This window comes from Paenibacillus sp. FSL W7-1287 (assembly GCF_038004245.1).
GTDB classification, from domain to species: domain Bacteria; phylum Bacillota; class Bacilli; order Paenibacillales; family Paenibacillaceae; genus Pristimantibacillus; species Pristimantibacillus camelliae.
Window position 1 is genome coordinate 3,967,974 of the sequence record NZ_JBBORD010000001.1, and the last position, 26,895, is coordinate 3,994,868.

Genomic DNA, 26,895 nt, shown 5'->3' on the forward strand with positions numbered 1-26,895 from the left:
GTCCAGTTGTGCGCCATTTTTTGTGTTTTGGGTGGTTTTTCACACAAATCGCGTCATTCCTCTGCTTCTACGAGCTTTTTATATGTTTTTTCACACAAATACGCCCCAGCTACACGCTACAACAATACGCACACATTAACATATGTCCTCGTACCGCACCGCAATTGTACGCTCTAACTCACGTAGAAAAGCACCGCCAAAGTTCATGTTCGGCGGTGCTTTTTACAATATCTCACCATGCTATGTCAACTCAATTAGCCGAGCTACTTTACCTTGGGGCATCGTTACTGTCAGCTCCTGCTTTTCAGCATTCCAGCTAAGCTCGCTGCCATGCTGCTCTGGATAAGCAATGCGAATATCGCTGGACTCGAAGCCTCTTCCAGCAAGCGGAAGAACGACAGACTGTGCTTCGCCTCTCACTCGCCAAACAGCGATGAAGCTACGCTCCTGATGTCTGAGCCCAACACTCACCCATTCCGATTGATGATCAGGCAATCCAAGTGGCCAGAATGGAATAGCTTCCTTAATAAGCGGACGGATCTCTTTATAGTAATCTAGCGCTTCCTTCACGAGAGCAAGTCTAGGCTTGCTGAGCTCCGCTAAATGTCCACTTTGATGAACACGCAGCAGCAATGCATTGACCATATTGAAGATGACTTCTTCATCATCTCCTTCACGTAAAGGGTAGGACCAAACTGCCGCCTGCTCTGGCGTCAGCACAGCAGGTGCGCCTGCCGCAATCGTTGCATAGTTAACATAATCCTCTTGATCACTAGTCGATTGAATGCTGTAGCGGCTAAGCATTGCATAATCCATTCGCATACCGCCCGACGAACAGTTTTCAATAACGAGTTCAGGGTACTTTTCGAAGGTTTGATCTAGCCAGTTCAGATAGGCGCGATTATGCTCCAGTAAGCCAGCACCTACACTATCGGCATCGGTTTCTGTCCCTATGCCCGCATTAATGTTGTAGTCCATTTTAATGTAGCCGACTCCATATTGTTCTACGAGTCTAGTAATCACTTCATTCGCATGCTCGATCACTTTTGGATTGCGGAAATCAAGCTGATAACGGCTTCGATCCTTCACTCGCTTACCGTGACGCATAAAGAACCAGCTATCATCCGTCTCTTCAAGCTTCGGACTATGAATGCCCATGACCTCGATCTCAAGCCACAGTCCGGGAATCATACCTTTATCGCGGATGTAATCCAGCACGTACTTTATTCCTTCAGGGAAACGTTCAATAGAAGGCAGCCACTGACCAACTCCATCCCACCATTCGCCAGGGGCGTACCAGCCTGCATCGATACAGAAATACTCACAGCCAACCTCTGCCGCAGCATCAATGAGCGGCAGCAGCTTCTCTGTAGTCGGCGCTCCCCATAAACAATTCATATAGTCGTTAAATATGATACGTAGCAGCTCATTATCCTCGTTAGGGCGACGTATGCTTCTGCGGTATTGCGTAAGCTCCGCTACACTTTCCTCGAAACCGCCTTCGACTATACCAAAGGATACAGGCACTGACGTAAAGCTTTCGCCAGGCTCTAGCTTCTCCCACCAATGATTGTCATGCTCGTTCGGCCCTCCGACTAGCAATGACAGCTGATCCACTTGATCGGTGAGCTCCCAATGCCACGAGCCGTTATGCTCGATCTGCCAGTATAGAGCTGTGTTGTTCTCTTTATTCTCCAGCACCGCCATTGGCACCGTTTCTGCACAGGACCATGAACCTGTGTTGCTGAAAGCTAATCGCTTGGAGCCGCGATCTGCCAGATGGTTCAAGCCTAGCTCAGGCAATGTATAGCTTTGCCATTGCAGCTCACTTTGCCAGCCGCTATGCGCAATATACAGCTTAAGCTTATCGCTCCGATCGAGGCTGCCTTCCTTGCCGAATCCTGTAAATGCGAAGGATGAAATATATTCTAGAGCAACCCCTTCACTGCCCGAGTTGAGTACAGTAGACCAGCTGCGTATAGTCTTTCCATAGAATTGATAATGCTGCTCTACAGTAATGGCTGTTACAGGATCATATAGCGTAATTACTAGCTTTCTTCCTTGTGCATTACGGCTATCCTCATGTGAACGGTAGATGAGTCTTAGCCCAGGAAACGAAGCGCGATGTGAGCGACCATGATACTCTGCACGATCCTCTCCTGTCAGCTGCAGCTCTAGCATGCGATAGCCCGCAATCTTATCCTTAGGGATCAGCTCCATGTCCAGTTGAGAGGTGCCGATATGAAGAAGCGAAACATCTCCTTCTTCAGATACACGAAAGACAAGGTGCAAGCCCTGCTCTTCTACCGTAATCATTTGTTCCTTCATTATATAATTCCCCTCCACTACTAATAATGTTTTACTAAGTGATGGCATAAGAAGCCACTATGTTTACTGCCTACTTGATTCGCTAAACTTCACTAATTACCACTAGGCAAAACTACTCGCCAATTATTAAGCACTTAACAAACTAGATACACGCTACTTACTTCACTTTTTATCATACCTAGATACACGTTACTTACTTCACTTTTTACCATGCCTAGATACACGTTACTTACTTCACTCTTTACCATGCCTAGATACACGTTACTTACTTCACTTTTTACCATGCCTAGATACACGTTACTTACTTCACTCTTTACGATACCTAGATACACGTCATTTACTTCATTTTTACCATGCCTAGATACAACAATGACTCAGCACAATCGTACTGAGTCATTGTTTTTTAGAGCTGCTGAAGCAACCTTCTCATTTAGCTAGCTATTATTGTGCGGATGAGCCGAATTGAATCCAAGCTTTTTGAATTTCATCGATCGCTTGATCTTTAGATTTGCTTTGACCGATATATGCCTGCATTAGCTCACCGAATTTTTGATGGAATGTATCCAAAGAGTAGTTAACGGACAATTCACCAGATTTACCTGCTTTCAGAATCTCATCCATTTGCTTCGGCATATCAAGATCTGGAAGCGGAGCATCTTTAATTGGTGGAATTACACGCGCTACTTCAGAGAACCAGCTCTTACCGTAGTCAGAAGTGTACAGCCAGTTAAAGAACTCGATTGTTTCGTTTACAACTTTAGAATCCTTGTTAATGCGAAGCGCTTGGTCAGCACCTGTTGCAATTGTTGCTTGCTCTGGTTTGTCGCTTACAGGATAGCCTGCGATTTGAATGTTCATATCTGGAGTAATCTTTTTGATTGCTTCCTCATCCCAAGCACCTTTACCTGTTAGGAATGCTGCTTCACCTGTAGCGAAGTCACTCACTTGCGCATTGCTGTCACGCTCAAGCGGCTTGTTCGTACCATGTGTAACGGTTTTGTCGATAAACTCAAAGAAGTTGTTGTAAAGTACTGAATGCTCTTGGAACGTTGTTGTACCAGCGATAAATTGGTTAACTAGCTCCTGTGCAGAAATTCCAGCATCCTCAGCAGCTGCATTTACATAGTGTTGGAAGATATGCTTCCATACCCACCATTCCTTATAAGCATTCGCGAACGGTGTAATACCAGCAGCTTCTAGCTTAGCAATAGCATCGTCCATCTCAGCAATCGTCTGGGGAATTTCAGTAACGCCCGCTTGATTAAGCAGATCCATATTAGCAACCAAGCTCATTAGATTCCCTTTTACAGGCAATCCAAGCACACGGCCGTCAGTTGATGTCATGCTTGTGCGAACAGCATCTGTCATCGCTGCCGCTAGCGGCTCATTTGTCAAATCAGCGCTATATTCAGCAAATGTATCGATGTCACCGCCTGCTGTTGTTTGGAATACATCTGGAGTTTGTCCAGAAGAAATTTTAGATTTTAGTACAGTGTTGTAGTCGGCTTGCATAATTTCAAGGTTAATCGTTACGTTCGGCTTAACCTTTTTGTATTCTTCGATATAAGCGTTAAATGCTTCGGTATACTCTGGTGAAGCGGTAAACATATTGATCGTTACCTTTGCATCTCCAGCTCCGTCTGGGTTGTTAGTGTTCGCTGCGGAATTGTCATTGTTGCTGCTTCCACATGCGGATAGCAGACCTACAGCTAGCACCAAGCTTACGGCCAGCGAGGAAAATTTCTTAAACATTTGAATGCCCCCAATCAAAAATGTTATGTTCTTTACACCTTCATTCTAATGAAAATTCATTCAGCAAAAAATGTATATAAGTGAAGAAAAAAGGGTAAAAAAGTGTTCGATCAGGATACATTTCACTTTTTCACAGTTTCGGCTCTAGTGACTGACGATACTCAGAGGGCGTCATATTGAACCGATTGCGAAAGGCCTTGCTGAAGTAATTATTATCCTTATAGCCTAGCATATCGGATATTTCCTGCACCTTGAGCTGCTCATCTGCCAGCAGCTCCTTCGCCTTCTCCATGCGCACATGCTGCACATACTCATGAATTCCTCTTCCATATTGCTGCTTGAAAAGCTTCATCAAATACTCTCGGCTTAAGTAATACTTCTCTGCAAACATCGTGACTTTAATATCCTCGTAATAATACTGATCAATATACTTCTTAATATCTTGAATCTTAAAGCTAGTGTCCTGCTGCTGCTCCTGGTCGATCATTTCCTTATACACCTGCACAAGCTGCTGCAGAATAGAGCCCAGCTGCTCGGTGTTGGAATAATCTCCATCGATACCAAGCACACGAAGCGGTTCATCTGCTCCAATAGGCAGCTTCGAAGACGCTACACCGAATTCCATCGCTACATCATTAAACATAATGATCATCTCTTCAAGCAGCTTCTCTGACTGTCCGAGTGTAAACTGCTCTGCTTTCTCTAGCTGCCCAGCGAGGTATTGATAGAAGGATTGCATCGCTCTGCCCGCTTCCGATGCCTGCTTTAGCTGGTTGAGACGTGTAAGCACAGACTGATACTCTGACGTATTCCCTTCCAGCGCATCGTCACTTTTCATCACAGCTCCACTATTGTATTCACGCTTTAGATCATATTTCATCACTGCACGTTTTGCTTGATCAAAGCTAACGGTTAGTTCTTGAATATTGTGAACTGGAGAGCCTATGCCAATAACAACCTCTAGCTGGAATAGCTCTCTGAGCGTTGTACTGAGCTTATTCATTTGATGATAGAGCTTGTAGAGCATATCCTCACGATAGCTGCCCTCAAATGTTAGGATCGTAATAATATCCCGCTCACGCTTCGGATTAGCAAAGCTGAAGCTTTGAAAATAGCTTGATGTAATATCGTGGACAATATTCGTCACTGCAAAATGAAGCAGATCAATATCCTCCTTAAAGCGTCGCTTCGCCAGCTGCTTCATGTTAAGCATATAGATCGATACTGCTGCTAGTAGCTGATTGGGTTGATCAACACCGATAAGCTTCACCAGGTCCTCATTGTAGTAGCTCGTATAGCTGCGATCAATAAGCGATAAATACAGCTTCTCCTTCAGCTTCGGCAATGACATGTTCAGCGTAATGTTTTGATGAATGCTTTCTTCTTCCTCTTTCCGTCTCGCTTCCATTAGATCGACTGCTTTGCGCAGTGATTGATTGAGCTCCTGACGATTGATTGGTTTTAGCAGATAGTCAACAACTCGCGATCGTATCGCTTGCTTCGTGTATTCAAAATCATCGTAGCCGCTTATTACAATCGTAAGCAGCCTTGGGTACTTTCGCTCTAGTTCCTGTAGCAGCTGCTTGCCATTCATTTCAGGCATTTTCATATCAATGAGTGCTATGTCAATTGGGTGTTGGGCAAGAAGCTCTAATGCTGCCTTGCCGTTATTCGCTTCATATATATGGGAGACTCCAAGCTCATCCCATTGCCCCAAAATTTTAATGGCTTCACGAAGCGGCTCTTCATCATCAATAATGATAACGTTAATCATTTCCCCTGCTGCCTCCTCTTGTCAGTATAATGATCATTCTCGTGCTGTTCTCATCACTTTCTATCTCTAGCCTTGACTCATTGCCGTAAAGCAGCTTAAGACGAGCATTTAAGTTAACTAAGCCAATGCTTTCCTGCTTATATAGCGCTTCCTCCCAGTCCTGTGCAAGCCAGTGTCTAATTTCCGCTAGCTTCTCCTGCACGATAGCAGGACCGTTATTTTCTACCGTTATCGTCACGTGATGCTCCTCTGAACGTACGGAAATGTTTATGGTAACAGGAGTTGATACCTTCTCCAGTCCATGCTTGACCGCATTTTCCACCAGTGTCTGTATAGAAAGCTTCGGTACATCGATTGTCGTTAACGCTTCTGGCACATCCATATTAACGATTAAGCGCTCGCCGAATCGAGCCTTTTGTATCGCTAAATAATGACCGATATGCTTCAGCTCCTCTTGTGCTGTAACAATATCACTTCCGCTTATACAATATCGAAGTGACATGGCGAGTGAATCGACCATGTCGACGATTTCCAGCTGTCCATTCTTCAGAGCCTTAGTGGAAATAGCCTGCAGCGCATTGTACAGGAAGTGAGGGTTGATCTCCGCCTCTAGCGCTTTCAGCACTGCGTTTTTTTCAGCGAGCTTCAGCTTGTACCGTTCATTAATAAGCTCATTTGTCCGACGAACCATCGAATTGAAACGGTGCGAAATATATGCCAGCTCGTCCGTGCCGACTACCTCTAGTGTTGCATCAAAGTCCCCTGCACTAAACCTTTTCATTTGCGTGGACAGTCGAATGAGCGGCTTTGTAATATGACTAGCAAATATGAACACTAGCAGGACAGCCAACACGAGAAAGCCGATCCCGATTAATAAGCTGAATTGCAAACTTTGCTTCGCGCTCGCATTGATCTGAGTATAGGGGATTTGCTTAATGAGCTTCCAGCCTTCCTTATCCCCAATATTGTAAATCACCAAATACTTATGATCGTCTATCGTATATGAGTATTGTCCATCGTGCTCATCGGTCAGTGCATCGATCACTTGATGATCAACCAATTGCTTATATGTGTCCTGATTGCTTGCCATAAACAGCTCATTCGTCGGACTCAGCCAGAACAGCTGCTCATCTCCTTCAATCGGAATATCCTTTACAATATCATCAAAAACGGTGCGATTATAGTAGAAAGAAATGACGGCCTGTGGCGTTCTGGTCGCTATAGAGCGCATCACACGATGGTAAGCGAAGTAGCCTTGCTCCGCACGTGCATGATAGCTGTCTTCAATCGTTGTAAATTCAAGTGATTGATAGGAACGATTGAACTGACTCTGCAATGCTTCTTCATACCACGGCTGCTCGATTGGACTCGTGTCCTCATGCGTCGATATCGTAATGTCGTTGCGAAGACGCTTCACCTCGTAATATTTCCCAGAGTTAAAAAGGTATAAATAAATGCCCTCCAGATCCATCTCGTTATAGAAAATGCTTCGCAAGTATTCCTCTATAAGCATTTTCGAGGAGTAGCTTTCCGCTTCATGCACGAATGCATAGCTTAGCTCGTCAAAATTACTTTGAGGCAGCGATCGTTTTTCCATCTCCTTCACGTAGTCCTCCAGATTCTGATTAACAAGCTTCAAGTTGTTCGAGGTACTGGAAATACTATGACCGATCGCTTCTTTTTGCAGCATCTGATAGGAGATTAGCGTTAAGCTGCCTACCACTAAAATAATAATTGCTGAAAACAATAGGTTGAGCTTGTTAACAAGTCGGCCAGTTGCCCATTCATGCAATCTCTTGATGCTTCTCATACGTTATGACCTCCTGTTTTCATACTTTACCGTTGGTTCACTTTTTTACCCTTAACTGATAATTAAAATCCATTCAGCCGCTCAAGACTGCTCTCTATAATAAGTAATATAACGTTATCATGCAACGAACTACAAGAAAGAAGGTGCCTTATGTTCAAGTTTTTAGGTAGAAAAGGGAATGACAAGCTAGAATTTGGACTGTTCACTATACCAGTCATCATCTGTATTGCTGTCGCCTTCTATATTCCATTTTTTATGACGATTCGTTACTCCTTAATGGAATGGAACGGGATCTCTAGCTCACCAAAATTTGTTGGACTAGAAAACTATAAGCAAATTTTTATGGGAGATGCGAACTTCGCACAAGCATCTTGGTTTACGATCAAATATACGGTGCTTTACATTGTTCTGATCAATGTGATCGCCATCCTGCTTGCACTATTACTTAATATGAAGCTAAAAACAACGACATGGCTGCGGGCTGCATTTTTTATACCGTATATTTTAAGTCTAGTTATCGTTGGTTTCATCTGGAAATTTATCTTCATGCAAGGCTTCGAGTCTCTAGGTAAAAGTACAGGCTGGGGCATTTTCGAGCTAAGCTGGCTAGGTGATCCAAAGCTCGCCTTTATCTCCATACTGCTCGTATCGATATGGCAATCCGTCGGCTTCTATCTTGTTATCTATATCGCTGGCTTGCAATCCGTACCTGATGATCTGAAGGAAGCAGCTGTAGTTGATGGAGCTGGGCCGATTCGTCGCTTCTTCAATATAACATTACCACTGCTCGCACCTTCGATTACGATAAGTGTGTTTATGGCACTAACAAACTCCATTAAAGTATTTGATGTTATTCTATCACTTACTGCCGGTGGTCCAGGTGGAACGACCTACAGCGTTGCGTATGATATTTATCGCGATACGTTCCAGAACAACCTATTCGGCTACGGTACAGCAAAGGCAATTGTTCTGTTCGTTGTCGTATTGGTCATTACCATTATTCAGCTTACATTGTTCAAACGCAGGGAGGTTGAAGCATAATGAAAAAACGGAAAACGATTGGCAGAATCATACTAGAAATCGTTATGTTTCTTGCATCACTGCTGTTTCTATACCCATTATTCTTGGCAATCAACAACTCTTTCAAATCATTCGGTGAAGTCATGCGCGATGTTATTGCGCTACCGGAGAAATTAATGTTCGAGAACTACTCCTATGTATGGAAGTTTATCGATTATCCAAAACTGTTCACGAACAATCTAGTGATTACTGTTCTTGGCTTAGCAGGTATTGTGTTCGTGTCATCGATTGCAGCCTATAAGCTCGCACGTACGAAATCTCGCTGGAGCATTCTGATCTACATGCTATGTATTATGCCAATGCTAATTCCATTCCAGTCCATCATGCTTAGCGTTGTGCAGCTGGCGAATCAGTTGAATTTGTCTGAAAGCACGGTTGGTCTCGGATTGCTGTATTGGGGCTTTGGTGCTCCGCTTGCGGTGTTTATCTACCACGGCTTCGTGAAGGGGATTCCAAAAGAAATTGATGAAAGTGCAACGATTGACGGCGCATCAGGCTTTAGATTGTATTTCTCCGTTATCTTCCCGTTGCTTAAGTCCGTAACAACGACAATTGTTATTATTGACGTCATGTGGATCTGGAACGACTTCCTGCTTCCATTGCTGCTCGTAAACGGCTCTCCGGATACTAAGACGTTAACGCTAGCTGCCTATACCTTCGTGGGTCAATATACTTCTGACTGGCAGTATGCGATGACAGCTATGGTTATGGCGGTGCTTCCTTCAATCGTCGTGTTTATGTTCCTGCAAAAGTATATCGTTAAGGGCGTTGTAGCAGGCGCCGTTAAAGGGTAAGGGCTCCGTAGATGGTGAGGTTACAATTGCTGTTGTCAGCGCTACGTAAATGGTGAGGTTACAATTGCTGTTATCCACTGATTTCTAGAAGTATTTTTAATGTAGAAATCAGTGGACAAAGGCAACCGCTTCGCTTTTCCACTCTCACCATTACTCCGCTGGGGTGTCTTCGTGGGTGTTGCTGCGTTGCCGAACCTGCCCATTACTCCGCTGGTTACAATGAATGGTTGTTTTCTATAATGAACTCAAGCAAACAAGTCGATATAGTAGCTAGGTCTTCTTATAGACCTAGCTGCTTTTTTTGTAGCACAAATAACAATGCAAAGAGGTGAAATGGATGGATATCGCAGCAGCATCAGTCTCCAACAGCCTAGCTTCTGTTAAGCAGGAAGTTTCAGTTAGCTTGTTGAAAAAATCATTGGATCAGAATAAGGACATGGCTTCCCAGCTGATCACTAAAGTGCTAGAAGGTAGTCTTGATCCTAATCTAGGGAACAAGCTTAATATTCGCGTGTAATAGTAAGCTGTAGCGAGAGCGTCTCAATCGATTGATTGGGCGCTCTTTTTTTTCTATATACGACTCTTGTTAAAATGGCTGGCTAGACAAGTAAGAACGTATTGACAATATTTCTCTCTTATGATTAACTATATATGAGCATGTGTTCATATATAGTTAATAGTAACAACAACTAATAAATTTATAAGTATTTAATCGATCTATTGGGTCTCATATCATACATGATACAAACAAGACTAACCAACACTATTACAATGATCGATTGATTGAGGAGGAAATGATATGTCAGAAGAACATCGACATCACAGCAATCAATGTCACGATAATCATAGTCACAGCCATAGCTCTCACAATCACCATAATCACAGCCATCATGGATTGCATCATCATCATGGACCTGTGGACGGCAACCGTACTGGACTCATTATTGCACTAGTTATTACAGCAGGTATTATGGTGCTAGAATTTGTAGGAGGATTGCTGACAAATAGTCTTGCCTTGCTATCAGATAGCGGTCATATGCTTAGTGATAGCAGCTCACTGTTATTTAGCCTCATTGCATTTAGCTTAGCAGCAAAGGCAGCTACACCTAAGCGCACCTTCGGCAATCATCGTTTTGAGATACTGGCTGCTTTGCTGAATGCTGTTACGTTATTTATTGTCGCTGCATTCATTATTATGGAGGCGATCGAGCGGTTTAGCGCTCCCCCTACTGTTGCTAGTGGAACGATGATTTGGATTGCTTGCATCGGTTTGTCGGCTAATTTACTATCTGCATATTTTCTTATGAAAAAAGGGGATGTCGAGCATAATCTGAATATGCGCTCCGCTTACCTGCACGTAATTGGCGATGCGCTTGGCTCAATCGGAGCAATTGTTGCAGGGATCATTATGCTTAGCTTTGAGTGGTATTACGCTGATCCAATTATTAGCGTTATCGTAGCCCTTCTCATTCTGCGCAGTGCTTGGGGCGTATTGAAGCAAAGCTTGCATATCTTAATGGAAGGGACACCATCGTCAATCGATCAGCAGGCTGTACTTGAAAAGCTGTCTAATTTGCCTCATGTTATTGACGTGCATGATCTGCATATCTGGACGATAACGTCGAATATGGATTCGCTTAGCTGTCATCTTGTCATAGAGGATGAGGCCGACCAGCAAGCGGTACTACGGAGTGCGATTAAGCTTGTGGAGGAGCAGTTCGGGATCTCGCATAGCACGTTTCAAATTGAAACGTCAGTGATGGTGCATGAGCCGTGTCCGGTGGCTCCGTAAACGGTGAGGCTTCATTTGCTGTTGTCCACTGATTTCAGCGCTCCGTAAATAGTGAGACTTCGATTGCTGTTCCCCTCTGGTTTCAGCGCTACGCAAATGGTGAGGCTGCAATTGCTGTTCCCCTCTGATTTCAGCGCTCCGTAAAACGGTGAGGCTGCAATTGCTGTTCCCCTCTGATTTCTAGAAGGTTATTATTTGTAGAAATCAGAGGGCAAAGGCAAACGCTTCGCTTTTACGCTCTCACCATTTACTCCGCTGGAGCGGCTTCTTGGGGGTCACTTTGTAGCTGGAACCTCACCGCTTACTCCGCTGGAGCTCTTCTTTGGCGTCGCTTCATTGCGAATCTTGACCGTTTACTCCGCTGGGGTGGTTTGTAGGCGTCACTTCGTAGGCCATCTTCATTACATAATAAAGGAGCAGCATTGGGGTGAATTCACCCTTCAATGCTGCTCCATTTACTTAGAATAAGCAGATGCTATTGTGCTGGTTGTTTTAGTCGACATGCTTATTGCTTTATTGTGCTTAGCTTTGCCGCGCTTTATTGCTGAGCTTCTAGGGCTAGTAACACTTTGACAGCTTCCGCTCTTGTTGACTGTCCTCTTGGGTCGAAATGATGATTGCCTTTACCTTGCATGATGCCAGCTTCTGTTGCTTTACGGATAGCTTCCATCGCCCATGATGATATCTGATCTGCATCCTCGTAGTTCAATACACTGTTGTGTTGTGGAATCACTACGGATGATGTGCCGTCTGTGGTTCCTTGACCAACTGCATCCTGCGAAGCTGTTCCCAATGCCCCTTGCTTCTTGTAGTCCAATGCGCGTACAAGCAGCACGGCCATTTCCTCGCGGGTGATGCCTGCCTGTGGCGCAAAACTGTGGTCATTGACTCCATTTACTAGACCTGCCTCATATGCGGCTGCAATCGCTGGCGCATACCATGCATTAGCTGCAACATCAATGAACGGCGCCGCGCCATCAGGGGATAATCCTAAGATGCGAGCTAATATTGCTGTAAATTCTGCTCTCGTTATCGTATCGTTCGGAGCGAAGGTATTCTCGCTCTTTCCTTCTATGAACTGCTTAGCCGCAGCCTGCTGAATAAGGCTGGATGCCCAATGTTCTGCTGTAACATCAGCAAACACCTTCTCATAGCGGATTAGCACATATCTTCCCGCTTCAGCTGCAGACACTGTGAACTGTCCATCTGCCTTCTTCGCAGGTACGTATTGCAGTGTTCCATTCTTAAGCAGCTGATACACGTTCGTCAACAGACCATCACCACTACCTGCTGTAAAGCTTAGCGTAAAGCCAGCTTTAATGGCTGTAAGCGCTTTGTCTGCTTGCTCATTGGCAAAAGTAAGCTCAAGGATTGGCGATTGTGCACTCAGCTGTGCCTGCTTTGCATTGGCTGCTGAATCAAGCTGCTGCTTCACTTCCGCTGCAGTTAGTGTAACGGTCATTTTACCAGTCTGTGAAGCCCATGCTTCGAGCTGCTCGACAGAGATCACAACCGAGAAACTATCTCCTAGCAAGCGCACTGGCTTATGAAGCTTCGATGGATCAAGCGCTATCGTGTTCGTTGACGTTGACAAGCTCAAACGAACGTCATAGTAATCCCCATTCAAATGCTCGTCACTAATCGTCAGATGACCATCATTGCCAGTAGGTTCACCTGTATTCGGTGCTGGAATTGGTGGTGTTGGAGTTGGCCTTACAACAGCTGGATTCGCAAGTATGATTGTTCCGCCATTGATGCGAGAAGGAAGCTCGAGTGTAACGGTGCTATCCTGACTTACGACGATATGATTGCCGCTGTACAGCTCTGTCAATATAGCACCAGCCTTCGCATCCACCTCAAACGTTACATTACGCGACTCATCACTAACATTGATCGCTACATACACTTCATCGTTGTTGTAGGCGCGCTCGAACACGATGTATTGATCAGTGTCGCCACCAGCTAACTTTGTACGAGTGCCCTTGGCAAATACTTTAGAGTACTGGCTGCGTGCAGCTAATAGCTTTTGATAATGTGTTAGCATATCGCTGCGTTCCTCTAGCTCATCCCATGGCATATCGTATCGGTTATCGCCATAATTGCCCTCATCAAAATTGGCATTTTTACCAGACAGGCCAAGCTCCTCGCCGTAATAAATAACCGGCTGACCCTTAGCTGTCAGCATCAGTGAAGCAGCAATCTTTTGCTTACTTTCATCATTATTCGCATAGGTGACGAGGAAGCCGTCCTCGTCATGACTGCTTAAAAATTGACCCAACGTTGCAGCATTATTCAGCTTTTCATTTCTAGCCTGTAACGTTTCCTCTACAGAATCAACGCTGCCGTTCACGAAATCACGCGCAATGTACTTGAAGTTAAAATCAAGCAACGAATCCATCATCCCAGAGCCTAGGTAGCCTCTTTGGTCATCGACATATGCGCCGAATACTTCACCAATTAGCTTAAACTGAGGCTCAATTTTCGTTAGCTCATTTTTGAACTGTGTCCACGTCGTCGGCTCGACATGCTTTACAGTATCTACCCGGAAGTAGTCAATCGTGTCCCCCCGCTCAGTACGTGCACGCTCTAGCCAATCAACCTGCCACGCGATAATCTGCTCACGAACGGCCGCATCCTCTGTGCGAAGATCTGGCAGTCCGGCTAACTCACCATGTAGATCTCCCGCTCCTGCTGGATTGCGAATCATACCACTGAACACCGCTTGCTCTTCCTCTGTTGGATAGTTCGGCACATTCAGCCGCTCATCCTCAGCATCCATTCCGTAGCCTGTATGGTTAAGCACAACGTCTACCATCAGCTTAATGCCACGATCATGCGCTTTGTCGATGAGCTCCTTGAAGGTATCCAAATCTCCAAGATGCTCATCGAGCTTCGTGAAATCCTTTGCCCAGTAGCCATGGTAGCCATATTGATATTGCCACGGCTGACCATGACCTACATTCCAGTCCACATTGTCAACGATTGGCGTAATCCATATCGTATTAATCCCTAGCTTCTCTAAATAATCCAGCTTATCGATAATACCTTGGAAGTCCCCGCCATGATACGTCTGAGCATGATCTGTATCATAGCTCTCGCCATTCGGATCATTATTGCTCTCATCTCCGTCGTAGAAGCGATCAGTCAGCATGAAGTAAATGCGTGCTTCATCCCAATCGAAGTCATGCTTTCCACTAACTTGTCGAGCGTTCACCGTTACTTCAGCAGAGGTTTGATGCTCCACTTGATTCCTGTCAATGATCGTTACTGGAATCGATTTGACACCTGCAGTGACATCATCAGTGACTGAGATCGTTAGTGCCATCAGCTCCTTATCAATCGGCACCTGCTCATGGCCGCCCAGCGCAGTCAAATCAGCATAAATACTGCTAATTAGCTCCTTCGGCGTGTCCGTTTCAATCGTCAGCAGGCTGTGTGTATTGTAATTGAAGCTGTCTGGCGCAATCGAAGCACTCAATTCAATTTTGATCGGCTGATAAATAATTTTCGATACACCATCCACATTATTTTTCGGATCTACGATTTCGATCGTTTCACCATCAATCGTAACGAGGAATGTGTACGGGTACTCTCCTTCCTCCATATCCTGCCACGTATAGCTGTAGTATTCACCTACTACATCGTACGTCATTGAATATTCTCTATCGCCAAGCTTCACCTTCACTTCTGAAATACGATGGTGCTCATTACTACGATATAGCTCTTCGCTGCGGTAGTAGAAGGTAACATCATTTCCTTCGATTATTGGGCCTGCTATATATGGTGTTTGAAGGAATTCTGCCTGCCCACTCGTAATTTTAACGACGACATAGCTTTCATCCAGTCTAATATTTACAAATCGGTCAGCCTCCGTATCCTTTTCTAACCAGTTTCCTTTTCGTACAATAAAGCCAACCTGAGTGACATTAGGTGCAACCTCAACTAAAGCAATCGCTTTTCCAGCTTCGATAGTGAATGGAATCGCATCATTTATCACGCCTGTATTCCATACCCATAGGTCCCAATCTGTATAGTCTTTATCCTCTCGCTCATATTCAAATTGGATATAGCGTTTCACGTACGACTTGACCTCAACCGTGAAGCTAGCCTTGATGTCTCCTATCGCAGCGGTTATAACTGCATGACCAGGTGACACACCAGTAACGATTCCAGTACTATCGACACTTGCAACCTGTTGATCACTCGACGTCCACTTCAGTGGCTGGCTGCTCATTACTTGGCCAAATTGGTCTCTAACTGTCGCCGTAAGCTTCGACGTAAAATCAGCATAGACCATGTCTTCCCCTTGAATAACAAGCTCAGTTGGTATTAATGAAGCGACAATTAACTGAGCAGAAGCTGTTAGCTCACCGGCTGACGCTGTAATCGTCGTTGTGCCTTCCTTCAACGTTCTAATTCTACCGCTATCTGTTATCGTCGCTACGCCTTCATTCGAGGAGCTCCATGTAATCTCTTCTCCTGTCATGATGCGGCCCCGCTGATCCTTCACGACAGCAGTAGCGATCATATCCTTACCTGCTTCCATCGCTTTCTTCGCAAGCTTTACCTCTAGCGTTGTTGGAATGGACGTATCCTCCGTCGCTTCATCGTAAAGCACCATCATTGAGATCGGGTCAACCGTTACACTATCCGTTGCCTTTGACAAAACAGCTGTGCCTGCAGAGGTTGCGTTAACGACTACATTCCATTCTCCTGCAGCAGGTAGCTTAATGTTGCGTGCTTCACTTGCTCCATTGTAGATAACAACGATGTTTTTCCATTCATCTCCATTGGCATACTCGCCTAATGTATAGGCGACAACACCATTGGCACTTTCGAATACATTTAGATGCGCATCGACCTCTGCCTTCGTCGTCATACGGAAGGCTGGATGGGAGGTGCGAAGCTTAATCAATCCTTTGTAATATTCATTGATATCCGCAAAGCTTGCTTTATTGCCCCAATTAATCTTGTTCACTGAATCCGGGCTGCGATAGCTGTTATGATCGCCATACTTGCTGCGAAGCAGCTCATCACCCGCATGAATAAACGGAATGCCCTGCGCAGTCAGCACAATACCATTAGCAAGAAGTGAGCGTTTTACCGTTTCATTAGCAAATACGTCCTCCTGATCAACATATCGATACGGATTAGCAGCTGCTACTGCATCGTCTACATTACCGCCGTTATTCAGCTCACCGTTTGTAATGGACAGCATATTGAGCTCTTCAAACAAATTCTGAGTTCGTAACACCTTATCCCATAAATTTAGATTGTCGTGAGCGGTCACATAGTTGATCGTCTCCGTTGGTGCGTTCGTAAAATCAGTCGTTGCACCGATGATCCCCTTCAGAATTCCATCGATGTTGCCTGCTTCTAAGTCCCCTGTTGCAAAGCCTTTGCCAGCTCCATCGCTATCACCTTTAATGGCAGATCGGAAATGATCGTTAAATACAGCAAAATTCAAATCCTTCTGTGAACCCTTCAGCGTTTGATCCGTTCCTGGAAGCGGTGTAGAGCCACCCATCCACGGCTCTCCGTAGATTAGAATTGACGGATCAACCTCCTGATGAAGCTCCTGCGTAATTTCAGCCATCGTTGTCGTATCGATAATCCCCATAAGGTCGAAGCGGAAGCCATCGATATGATATTCCTGTGCCCAGTAATTTACGGAGTCCTTAATATATTTCCTCACCATTGGACGCTCGGTCGCAATTTCATTGCCTACACCAGAGCCGTTGGAATAGGAGCCATTGCTGTTCGTACGATAGAAATAGCCAGGCACAATTTTATTGAATGGTCCATCCTCGATCGAATACGTATGATTGTATACAACATCCATGACGACGCGAATGCCTCGCTCGTGAAGCGCCTGAACCATTTGCTTGAATTCAGTAATTCTTGCTGTTGGATTAGCTGGGTCTGACGAATATGAGCCTTCAGGTACGTTATAGTTTTGCGGGTCATAGCCCCAATTGAATTTCGGATTCGTGGATGCAGGATCATTCACCGTCAGCTCATTGACCGTCTGGTAATCGTAGGCTGGCAGCAGATGCAAATGTGTAATGCCCAGCTCCACCAAATGATCAATACCGAGCGAATGTCCAAACTCATCGACGAGACCAGACTCTGTAAATGCGGCATATTTGCCCCGACTCGCTTCACTTACTCCTGAATCCTCAGAAATGGAAAAGTCTCGAATATGCAGCTCATAGATAATCGCATCCGTCGGCTGCATAAATGCTGGCTTCTGATCGTTGCTCCAGTCTGTCGGATCAGTCGCTTCCAAGCTGACGATAGCCGTTCTTGCCCCATTAGCTGCTACCGCACGCCCGTAAGGATCAACGACATAGTGACTGCTGCCGTCTGCAAATTGCACATGGTACATATAATATTGTCCTGCCAAGTCTCCATTGACCGTGCCTGACCATACGCCTTGTTCGCTACGCTCAAGAATCGTTTCGGTGCCACCTGTATGATCCTCTACTTTGCCAGCCGCATTATACTGACCTGCTTCGTCGTAGATAGCAACGGATACAGCAGTAGCAGTTGGTGCCCATAGCTTAAATGTGCTGCCAGTCGTATGGTAGGTAAGCCCGAGGTCTGAACCGCCGTAATAAAACTTCTGGTCGTTCAGCACGTTACGAAACACTAGCTCTGTGCTATTGAGTGAGGAGTGTCCCACTCGGTATAACTTCGTAACGTCAATCGCATCCTCGTCAACCGTTAGACGATAGAGAAGCTTGCCAAGCTTCTCAGGCTTCACCGCAACGCTCACCTGCTCTGCCTGCTCCATAACATAAAATCCATTCAGCTGTTCAGGCTGCAGCTCTTCAGTTGTCGTGACATTAATCGACGTTAGTGAATCCATAAATGCCGCTTGAACCTTTGCAGATAGATCTACGTCCTCTGCATTGTAATAAACTGTTTCATCCCCTTGAATAAGCCAAACATCAACACTCTGCTGCCCCTGCGGCATGGTAATGATGCGTGTTTCCTCCTGTGTACTCCAATCACCAGGACGTGTAATCACATTAATTATACGGGCATCACTTGTAAGGCTTACTGTTGCAAATCCCAATTCGTCCGTACCCGTAAAATCTATCTCTCTACCATCATTAACATCATCCCACGTCCAAATATCCCACTGACTTTGTTGTCCATCCAACCTGTAATAGTGAATATTGTAAGTGTTCATTGTGCTCGGGTCCTTCTCTGTTGTAAATGTAATGGTCTTATCCTCCGCTAGATTTTTTATCGATCCAGCAGGCAATGTCATCGTATACGTTGTATGATAGCTAAGCTTTTCAAGAAGCTTGATGATGACAGCTCCTTCATCTATGCCCGCTTCAACAGCAACGCTTGTGTCGGCAGACTGCAATACTGGCAGCTGGCTTGCATCATCCCAGACTAGCTCTCCTAAGAAATTCAACCGTATTTCTGATAGCTCAGTGCTTACATTGTGTTCACCTGCTGCTGGTACAGAGCTTGCCAGTACAAGCTCCGGTGCTTGAAAGCTAATGCTGTATGATGTAGTATATTCAGCTTGTGTGTTTGGTTCTGCTGATACGTTCCAGGATTGCGCAATATTATTGTTTGCGCTTTCAGGAATGACATCGAATGCGCCATGCTCGAGGTCATTATTTCCGCTTAGCACAGCTATCGCTTTAATCGAGTCACCTTCTGCTAGACCTAGCAATGACAAAGGAATACGACCCTCGAAGCCCGTATCAATGGCGTTGGCGAACTGGGTACCCTTACTTTCTCCCCAGCTTGAAGCAATCGGTTCATTTAAATTGTCTGTCTTGTATATCGCTGCGCCGTTAAGCTCATTATTGTTCTTAATGCGGCTCACGACCTGATAGCTTGGCAGTTCCTCTGCAGCGCTAAAGTTAAAGCCTGTGCCCCATGGAGCATTCACATCAACATCAGCTGCAGGTCCACCATTGATTGATATTGCCAGATTAAGATAGAGTCCGTTTTCTCCCCAATTATCCAGCTTCACACCGTCGATCCAATAATATAAATAGGTGCAATCATTCGTCAGCTTCAGGTTATCGATGTGGAAATCATTCCAGCCCTTTGATGCTGACGTGCCTAGGGTCGGCACACTATTCCACAGATCGTCCTTTAAGCCATCCACTGTAATGTAGCCGCACGTTTCATCTTCTGCAGCCACTTCAGCTTCGGCGTAGGCAGCTGATGTTGGAAACAATGATAATAATAATGCAACAATCGAAAGCACAGCCACCCATTTCTTCTGTACGTTAAACATATAGCACTCCTCCGTTCTTCATTTTTCGATAATTTGCGCAAACGATTGCATTAATTGATGACGAGTGCCGCTTAATACTCGCCGGAAACTATGGTGTTTAGCGGCATGTTCTAAGGAGTTTCATATGTATCACACGGAAGTTTGTGCAATCGTTTTCATAAAATATAATAGTAGACCGTCTATTTATTGTCAATCGCAATTTGAATAAATTAAAAAGGGAGATGATCTCGCAATGGATGTCTAGCCTCGAGATTCTCCCTTATTTCACGATAATATTAATAACCTCTTCGTACGTACTTATCTGTCACTTGCTATATTAACTCAATCTTATTTATCAGAGGATTCATCCTCAGCTCTGCTTATTTCCGAATGTAAGAAGCTTAATACTTGCTCATTAATGATCTGTGGCTGCTCAATCGTTAGTGTATGATTGGCATCGTGTACAAGGATGCAGGTGATATATGGAACATTGGTCTGAGCATACTCCATTGCTTTATGAGCGGGATAAAGCACCTCGTGCTCACCGATCATAAGCAGGACGGGCAGCTTAATCGTGGCTAGCTCCTCTGGCTCGATTTTCAGCGGATACAATCTCAATCGAGGAAGCGCGTGATGATAGCCTGCTAGCATAAATTCTCTATAGCCCGGTGCAAAAGGCAGACCTTCCGCTGACAATCCGCGAAATGCTCGATCCACCCACTTCTCCGTTTGAAAGAGCAAGCCCGGAAAGGAATAATAGAAAAACCTCCAATGCAAGCGGTGAAAGGCCGCAGCAGGCGCAAATAATGCGAGCTTTTTGACACGTTCCTCATAAGCCATCGTGAATCTTAGCGCGATATAGCCTCCGATGGAATGTCCTGCTAGATAAAATTGATCCAAACCAAGTGCATCAACCGTTTCCTTCAGCCATGCTACAGCTTCTTCCTTTTGCATAATGATTTCGTTAGCTTCGCTTTTTCCAATATCACCGATAATATCGATGGCATAGACGCAGTAATACTCACTCCATGCTTTAACGTTTGGATACCACATAACGGAGCTCATCGTCATGCCGTGCAGCAGCACTAGTGGAGGGTTATTGCTATTGCCAAATTGCAGCACATAGGTTTTGCCAAAGGAAGTATGCAGGTACTGATCGATATAAGGACATTGAAACAAAGCTAAGCTCTCGTCATAATGCATGTTATATTGCTCTCGGTATCCACTCTCCAAAAAGACATCCATCGACTATACCTTATCCTTTACACATTTTTCAGCGCTCAGCTTAACCATCTCTACGCTCGAACCTTCTTTCGTCAGGAGGTCGCTTTAGAGATGGTTAGCTTCGCTGTAGCCTTTTACTTGATCAAGCCTTTGGGGCGTTTCTTCGATTGTTATCCACGCTCAGCGCTACGCTTAACCTTCTCAGCGCTCCGCTAACCTTCTCTACGCTCGGACCTTCCTTCGTCAGGAGGTCGCTTTAGAGATGGTTAGCTTCGCTGTAGTTGTTGTTAGTGTACCAAGGGGATTGAAAGCTAGTTGGTACGTGAGCACCTACAGTGCTTTCTTAGAAAACACGCTTCGAAAGCAAAGCCTTTCGGTTGAACCTCATATTCGACGCCGAATCAACTACAGCGCGATGCATCGTCATCAAAGCTGGACTTTTGAGCATCCCCTTTTTCAATGAGAGCTTAAAAGTTCGGCTTTCAGGACCAAGAAGATGGGACGATAGTAGAAAACGAGGAGCGCAGCGTACGTTAGTTGGTACGCGAGCACCACAGTTTTCGCTAGCGATCCCATATTCGACGTCGAATCAACTTCTGTGGAGTTACCTCGTCATCAAAGTCGTACTTTTGAGCATCCCCTTTTCCAATTGAAATTTAAAATGCTTGGCTTTCAGGACCAAGAAGCTTGGACGATAGTAGAAAACGCGGAGCGCAGCGTACGATCTTGGTACGTGAGCACCACAGTTTTCGCTGGCGTTCAAGATTCGACGCCGAATCAACTTCCATGATGCTACATCGTCATCAAAGTCGAGTATTTTAAATAACCCTACCAATGAAAGCTCAAAAGTTCGGCTTTCAGGACCAAGAAGATGGGACGATAGTAGAAAACGAGGAGCGCAGCGTACGTTAGTTGGTACGCGAGCACCACAGTTTTCGCTAGCGATCCCATATTCGACGTCGAATAAGCTACAGCGCAATACATCGTCATCAAAGCTGGACTTTTGAGCATCCGCTATAAGTCGTAGGATGTGCAACGCTTGTAGCTGTATATCGCCTCCTCCACCCACTCACCGAATTGAAACAGTGCGTCCTCGTGGCCTGCTGCGGATATAAGCTGAACACCAATTGGCATTCCCTGTTTATCCGTCCCGATCGGAAGCGTTAAGGCAGGTAATCCCCAAACATTGGCATAGGCAATGTAGGGCATGTACTTTTTGTAGGTTTTACGGATAGAGAAAATCTCGCTGTATTGCTTCCCATGCTTCTGTGCCGCTTCATGATAGATAGGCAAAATCAGTATTTTACCCTCAAAATATTGCTCAAGCTCCTGATCACCTTGCTGAAGTGCCACACGAATTTGCTGTAGTCGTTCCTCAGAGGGCTTGAATAAGCCTGCGCCAAGTAAAGCCCAGGACAAGTAAGAATGACAGTCAGAGCGACCAGTTAACTTCTCCTTCACATACTCTGTAAGCGGACTTTTTGTACCACCTTCGCTCATAAGCTGCTGAACATGCTTGGCTCCATTAATACTCATTAGCTCCTGCCAATACAACGCGGATTCATGAAAATGCGGTGGGAGCTCATCTACTACACGATAGTCTTCCCCAATTTTGCCGCGTATTTGCTCGAGCAGCTCTTCTGTATCAGGACCAAGTGGAATATCAGGCTGCTTGCCTGGTATGACGATCTCGTAACGATCCAAATCAACAAATTTACGCTTACCATCAGTTAAGATTTCATGGATGAACTGAGCATCTCTTACGGATTTGCCCATTGCACCGATCCCAAGCATTCTCCGCTGTTCAGGAATGGTGACGGGTGGAAAGTTTCCTGTATCATCAACCTGACTATTCGCTGACTTAAAGCCTACGATGCCATTGTAATGGCTTGGAAAACGGATCGAGCCTCCGATATCCGCGCCAAGACCAACAGCAGCTCCGCCCACTGCCATCAACGCTCCTTCTCCACCGCTAGAGCCGCCTGCGGAACGATTCAGATCCCATGGATTATTCGTGCGTCCATGCAGCTTATTGTCCGTTTCCTCACAGAAGCAAAGCGCTGGGGTATTCGTTTTAGCTAAGATGATTGCCCCTTCCTGCTTCAAACGCTTAACGACTGCAGCATCCTCTGTCTCAATCATTTGCGCACGATGAATTAAGCCTGAGGTCGTAGCCATTCCCGCGACATTGAAGCAATCCTTCATACTAATGGGGACACCATGAAGCCTCCCTGTTGGTTCACCGTTTTGCAGCTGAAGATCTGCACGTATCGCCTCCTGCCTTGCAGCCTCATATCGATCAACGGTGACGCAATTAATCCGTTCATTCGCAGCCTTCAAATGCTCTATGTATGTAAGTGTTGCTTGAAGTGATGTAATTTCCCCATTTTTAATTCGAGTAGAAAGCTCCGTTGCATCCATATCTAATATTTGCTTCAACCTTCTTCCTCCTTTACCCATTTCTCTACTACTACTATACTACGTGTCCACTTTTTTTCTATACATGTTTTCACCTGATCTGAAAAATTAAGAGCTTAGAAGCACGAAGCCTCTAAGCTCAATTTGTACCTTGCCTCAACAACTACTCAAAGCTCATCTCGGCTCATGATCAGCTTGGTTCATGCTCATGCTTCACCTGTCAGCCTTTGCACATCTACCGACACGATGAGCTGCTGCTCACTAGTTCCGCGATATACGCCCTTCACTGGCACAACATCCTGATAATCCCGTCCATGCCCTAGCTTTACGTAGCGATCATCGAACTCTGCCTCATTCGTCGGATCGAACGAGCACCAGCCTAGATCTGGCACATACGCTTCAACCCATGCGTGAGAAGCCTGCTCAAAATCTGCGGCACCGCCGTGAAGATCACCTACAAAATGATAACCACTTACATAACGCGCAGGTATCCCCTTCGCTCTGCAAACAGCAATCATTAAATGTGCAAAATCCTGACATACTCCGCGCTGCTTCGAGATAAGCTCATACGCCTTCGTTCTTACGGTCGTTGCCTCAGGATCATAGATATAGTGAGTACGGATATAGCTGCTCAGCGCATCAAGCCAAGCGTACACTGAGGAAGCAGGCACCCCAACACTTCCTTGTTTGGCTTCCCACAAGGTTAGTTGCGGAATATTATCTACCAGCTGCTTAATCTCTTCAGTAATTTCCGTATAGGCGGTTGGCAATAAAAATTCGATATAGCGATTAATAAGCTCCTCCGAGGCAAGATATTCCCACGCTACGCTTGGTTTAAGCGTACTGAGCTTTTTCTTATCGTCCATAGTGAATGACTCCGTCGTCACGACAAGCATGGTTGATTTGATTGTAAGCATTTGATGTGGTTGATTGATGGAGAAAGCATGAACACGATTGCCGAAGCTATCGTCATAGGTAAACATCGGAACATTGGGCTCGATGGAAAGACTATGATTATAGCAGGACTGCCGTTCATTCGTGACAGGCGTAAGCCTTATTTCATTGACACTGTCCATGACTTCCTGCGCGTAGTGATAGGTAGTGCTGTGGCTGATTTTTAGCTTCATACGCTAACCACTCCAGCAAGAAAAAAGCTTTTTCCGATCTCGCCACCAATCCATGAGCACGAATTGAGTAGTCGCAACGTTAATTCATCCTTACTCTCATGATCAAGCTCGGAGCTCTCAATACAATCAAGCTCAGCAATCAGCTTACTGAGCTGCTTTACAATTCGATCATGAGCCAGCTTTAACGGCTGATCCGTCAATTCTAGGCTCCGAATTTGCTTAATAAGCTGACGAAAGGCATAGTGTACAGATCGTGGAAAAATCGGATTAAAAATAACAAATTCCCATATCGGTTCAGCGGACACTCGATCAGCATAAATACGCCTGTAAACCTGATGTCCACTCATCGACTGAAGAATACCTTGCAGATAGGGATAGGATGGACTTGAGCTTGCTGCTTTCATCGGCTGTACCGTACGAAGAATGCGCAGCGTGTTCTCTGCACGCTCCAAATATCTGCCGCACTCCATAAAATACCACTCATTCTGTCTAGTCATCACTGAAGTAGCGCATCCGTAAAACATATGACACCACTGCTTAATTTGAGATAAAAATTGATGTGGTGTTTCCTTATAAAAACCTTCTTCGCTTTGCTCCATTAACCAAAGATAGAAGCTGTTCAAGACCTCCCACAGCTCGGCTGGTGCTTGATCACGCAGCATACGCAAATTATTACGCGCATGGCTAACACAGGATACAAGTGAGTTCGTATTAACCTGATCAAGCGTAATATAACGCAGTACCGTTTGCTCACTATAATTCGCATACCTTTGCTCGAAGGCTGCTTTGCTTCCTATCGCATCTACAATACGTTTCCACTTATCATCCTGCTGATTCTCTTCATAATCATAATGATTAATGAACTCATCCTGCTGTATATGGTAGTAGACATCAATCAATCGGGCATGGTTTTCTGCACGCTCCATATATCTCCCAATCCAAAATAAAGCTTCAGCGGTACGATTAAGCATTCGCATCCCCCATTTCATTATTGCTTATTTTTTTAGCACCCACGTATCCTTTACCCCGCCACCCTGCGAGGAATTGACAACAAGCGAGCCTTCAACTAATGCGACTCTCGTTAATCCACCGGGTATAACATGATTTTCAGTTCCTTTAAGGACAAAGCCTCGCAGATCAATATGACGAGGTGTCATGGTTCCTTCGTGCATAATAGGCGCAGTTGATAGCTTCATCGTTTTCTGTGCAATATAACGGGATGGATTTGCTTGAATAGCTTTAGCAAATTCAGCTAGCTCCCATTCTGTGGCCGATGGCCCAATTAGCATCCCATAGCCACCAGACAGTGATGTTTCCTTCACTACTAATTCTCGCAAATGCTCCATTACATACTCATAGTCATCCTTTCTATCGAGAATGTAGGTAGGAACATTACTTAGTATCGGCTCCTCGTGCAAGTAATAACGAATCATATCAGGCACATAAGCGTAGATCGCCTTATCATCAGCAACTCCTGTACCAGGCGCATTCGCTATTGCGACATTACCTGCTCGATAAGCATTCATTACACCCGGTATTCCAAGCAATGATTGCGGATTAAAGGCAAGCGGGTCTAGAAATTCATCATCTATTCTGCGGTATATGACATCAACCTGGCGGAGACCGTTCAGTTCACGAATATAGATCTTGTGATCCTTGTAGAGCAAGTCTCTTCCTTCTACGAGGTATATCCCCATCTGCTGCGCTAAAAACGTATGTTCAAAATATGCCGAATTATATGCCCCGGGCGTAAGCAGCGCGATAACGGGATCCTTCTTGCCATTGGGTGCAATGCTTCGCAGTGAGCTTAAAAAAGCATTGATGCTGCGCTCAACATCCATCACAGAGCTTTGAAGATATAGATCGTGGAACAGCTCTCTCATTAATGCTCTGCCTCTAAATAAGTACGAAAATCCTGAAGGCGATCGTAAATTATCCTCCAGCACAAAATATTGTCCGTGTTCGTCTCGTATAAGATCAATGCCTGAGGTTGTAATGTATACCCCTCCCGGGACATCGAGGGACATCATTTCAGGGCGAAAATAAATATTGGATACGATCATTCTTCTCGGAATAATGCCATCCTGAATAATTTGCTGTTGATGGTAGATGTCATGTAAAAATGCATTAAGTGCTTGTACACGTTGACGCAGACCTCGGTCAACAATTTCCCATTCCTCTGCTGCAATCGCACGTGGTATATAGTCAAATGGGATCGTTCTCTCTAAAGCTTTCTCTGTTTGATCCGATTGATAAAGGGTAAATGTAATCCCTTCCTCGATCATACGCTGCTTCAAGGCTTGCTGACGAATGGATTGAAGTGCAGGACTCATCGTTGCGAATTGAGCATGGATCGATGCATATTGTGGGCGAATGCTTCCACTTGGATCGAACATCTCATCATAAAAAGACCTGCTATCGTATAGAAATGATGCCTTTGTTTTCTTGGCTGTTGCTATGTTGACCCACCTCCTGCAATATTAGTGTTTACAAATTCGATTTCAGAGCCTGGACATTAGATCTTAAGCACATTTTAGCTTTT

The 26,895-nt window shown here is 45.1% G+C and carries 14 protein-coding genes; 4 read left to right on the forward strand and 10 right to left on the reverse strand.

Annotated elements, in window-relative coordinates; translation table 11 throughout:
- Nucleotides 1-240 precede the first annotated feature (240 nt).
- The 4 genes from NSQ99_RS17925 to NSQ99_RS17940 form a co-directional block, all read right to left on the reverse strand.
- The gene (locus NSQ99_RS17925) at nt 241-2,328 is read right to left on the reverse strand and encodes an alpha-galactosidase (protein ID WP_340838248.1); all 2,088 of its coding nucleotides are present in this window, start codon (nt 2,326-2,328) and stop codon (nt 241-243) included.
- Between the two features lie 441 nt (nt 2,329-2,769).
- On the reverse strand, nt 2,770-4,080 hold the full coding sequence (locus NSQ99_RS17930) for an ABC transporter substrate-binding protein (protein ID WP_340838249.1): 1,311 nt from the start codon (nt 4,078-4,080) through the stop codon (nt 2,770-2,772).
- A 130-nt stretch (nt 4,081-4,210) separates the two neighbouring features.
- Nucleotides 4,211-5,854, reverse strand: coding sequence for a response regulator transcription factor (locus tag NSQ99_RS17935; RefSeq protein ID WP_340838251.1), 1,644 nt, complete (start codon nt 5,852-5,854; stop codon nt 4,211-4,213).
- Entirely contained in the window at nt 5,847-7,664 is a 1,818-nt protein-coding gene (locus NSQ99_RS17940; protein WP_340838253.1) for a sensor histidine kinase, read from the reverse strand. Before NSQ99_RS17940 ends, NSQ99_RS17935 begins: the two co-directional genes overlap by 8 nt.
- Nucleotides 7,665-7,814: 150 nt before the next feature.
- Here NSQ99_RS17940 and NSQ99_RS17945 point away from each other — a divergent pair, with 150 nt between their 5' ends.
- The 4 genes from NSQ99_RS17945 (at nt 7,815) to NSQ99_RS17960 (ending at nt 11,330) form a co-directional block, all read left to right on the forward strand.
- The gene (locus NSQ99_RS17945; protein WP_251667571.1) at nt 7,815-8,705 is read left to right on the forward strand and encodes a carbohydrate ABC transporter permease; all 891 of its coding nucleotides are present in this window, start codon (nt 7,815-7,817) and stop codon (nt 8,703-8,705) included.
- Nucleotides 8,705-9,538, forward strand: coding sequence for a carbohydrate ABC transporter permease (locus NSQ99_RS17950; protein ID WP_340838255.1), 834 nt, complete (start codon nt 8,705-8,707; stop codon nt 9,536-9,538). The genes NSQ99_RS17945 and NSQ99_RS17950 overlap by 1 nt, the downstream gene beginning before the upstream one ends.
- Before the next feature lie 337 nt (nt 9,539-9,875).
- The gene (locus tag NSQ99_RS17955) at nt 9,876-10,055 is read left to right on the forward strand and encodes a YjfB family protein (protein ID WP_340838256.1); all 180 of its coding nucleotides are present in this window, start codon (nt 9,876-9,878) and stop codon (nt 10,053-10,055) included.
- Between the two features lie 282 nt (nt 10,056-10,337).
- Nucleotides 10,338-11,330, forward strand: coding sequence for a cation diffusion facilitator family transporter (locus tag NSQ99_RS17960; protein ID WP_340838258.1), 993 nt, complete (start codon nt 10,338-10,340; stop codon nt 11,328-11,330).
- Nucleotides 11,331-11,868: 538 nt separating this feature from the next.
- Here the strand turns inward: NSQ99_RS17960 and pulA are convergent.
- The 6 genes from pulA to NSQ99_RS17990 form a co-directional block, all read right to left on the reverse strand.
- Complete coding sequence (gene pulA / locus NSQ99_RS17965; protein ID WP_340838259.1) at nt 11,869-19,605, reverse strand: type I pullulanase; 7,737 nt, start codon at nt 19,603-19,605, stop codon at nt 11,869-11,871.
- A gap of 327 nt (nt 19,606-19,932) precedes the next feature.
- A complete protein-coding gene (locus tag NSQ99_RS17970) occupies nt 19,933-20,829 on the reverse strand; it encodes an alpha/beta fold hydrolase (RefSeq protein ID WP_340838260.1) in 897 nt (298 codons plus the stop codon).
- Between the two features lie 993 nt (nt 20,830-21,822).
- Nucleotides 21,823-23,247 (reverse strand): amidase, encoded by a 1,425-nt coding sequence (locus NSQ99_RS17975; RefSeq protein WP_340838262.1) that lies wholly within the window; start codon nt 23,245-23,247, stop codon nt 21,823-21,825.
- Between the two features lie 185 nt (nt 23,248-23,432).
- Nucleotides 23,433-24,353, reverse strand: a complete 921-nt coding sequence (locus tag NSQ99_RS17980; RefSeq protein WP_340838263.1) for a transglutaminase family protein — start codon at nt 24,351-24,353, stop codon at nt 23,433-23,435.
- The gene (locus tag NSQ99_RS17985) at nt 24,350-25,324 is read right to left on the reverse strand and encodes an alpha-E domain-containing protein (RefSeq protein ID WP_340838264.1); all 975 of its coding nucleotides are present in this window, start codon (nt 25,322-25,324) and stop codon (nt 24,350-24,352) included. Before NSQ99_RS17985 ends, NSQ99_RS17980 begins: the two co-directional genes overlap by 4 nt.
- Before the next feature lie 24 nt (nt 25,325-25,348).
- Nucleotides 25,349-26,749, reverse strand: a complete 1,401-nt coding sequence (locus NSQ99_RS17990; protein WP_340838266.1) for a circularly permuted type 2 ATP-grasp protein — start codon at nt 26,747-26,749, stop codon at nt 25,349-25,351.
- Nucleotides 26,750-26,895 lie beyond the last annotated feature (146 nt).

Excerpts from the sequence above, each read along its gene's own strand:
- NSQ99_RS17925 (WP_340838248.1), bottom strand. The coding sequence starts at position 2,328 with ATGAAGGAACAAATGATTACGGTAGAAGAGCAGGGCTTGCACCTTGTC.
- NSQ99_RS17930 (WP_340838249.1), bottom strand. The coding sequence starts at position 4,080 with ATGTTTAAGAAATTTTCCTCGCTGGCCGTAAGCTTGGTGCTAGCTGTA.
- NSQ99_RS17935 (WP_340838251.1), bottom strand. The coding sequence starts at position 5,854 with ATGATTAACGTTATCATTATTGATGATGAAGAGCCGCTTCGTGAAGCC.
- NSQ99_RS17940 (WP_340838253.1), bottom strand. The coding sequence starts at position 7,664 with ATGAGAAGCATCAAGAGATTGCATGAATGGGCAACTGGCCGACTTGTT.
- NSQ99_RS17945 (WP_251667571.1), top strand. The coding sequence starts at position 7,815 with ATGTTCAAGTTTTTAGGTAGAAAAGGGAATGACAAGCTAGAATTTGGA.
- NSQ99_RS17950 (WP_340838255.1), top strand. The coding sequence starts at position 8,705 with ATGAAAAAACGGAAAACGATTGGCAGAATCATACTAGAAATCGTTATG.
- NSQ99_RS17955 (WP_340838256.1), top strand. The coding sequence starts at position 9,876 with ATGGATATCGCAGCAGCATCAGTCTCCAACAGCCTAGCTTCTGTTAAG.
- NSQ99_RS17960 (WP_340838258.1), top strand. The coding sequence starts at position 10,338 with ATGTCAGAAGAACATCGACATCACAGCAATCAATGTCACGATAATCAT.
- pulA (WP_340838259.1), bottom strand. The coding sequence starts at position 19,605 with ATGTTTAACGTACAGAAGAAATGGGTGGCTGTGCTTTCGATTGTTGCA.
- NSQ99_RS17970 (WP_340838260.1), bottom strand. The coding sequence starts at position 20,829 with ATGGATGTCTTTTTGGAGAGTGGATACCGAGAGCAATATAACATGCAT.
- NSQ99_RS17980 (WP_340838263.1), bottom strand. The coding sequence starts at position 24,353 with ATGAAGCTAAAAATCAGCCACAGCACTACCTATCACTACGCGCAGGAA.
- NSQ99_RS17985 (WP_340838264.1), bottom strand. The coding sequence starts at position 25,324 with ATGCTTAATCGTACCGCTGAAGCTTTATTTTGGATTGGGAGATATATG.
- NSQ99_RS17990 (WP_340838266.1), bottom strand. The coding sequence starts at position 26,749 with ATGTTCGATCCAAGTGGAAGCATTCGCCCACAATATGCATCGATCCAT.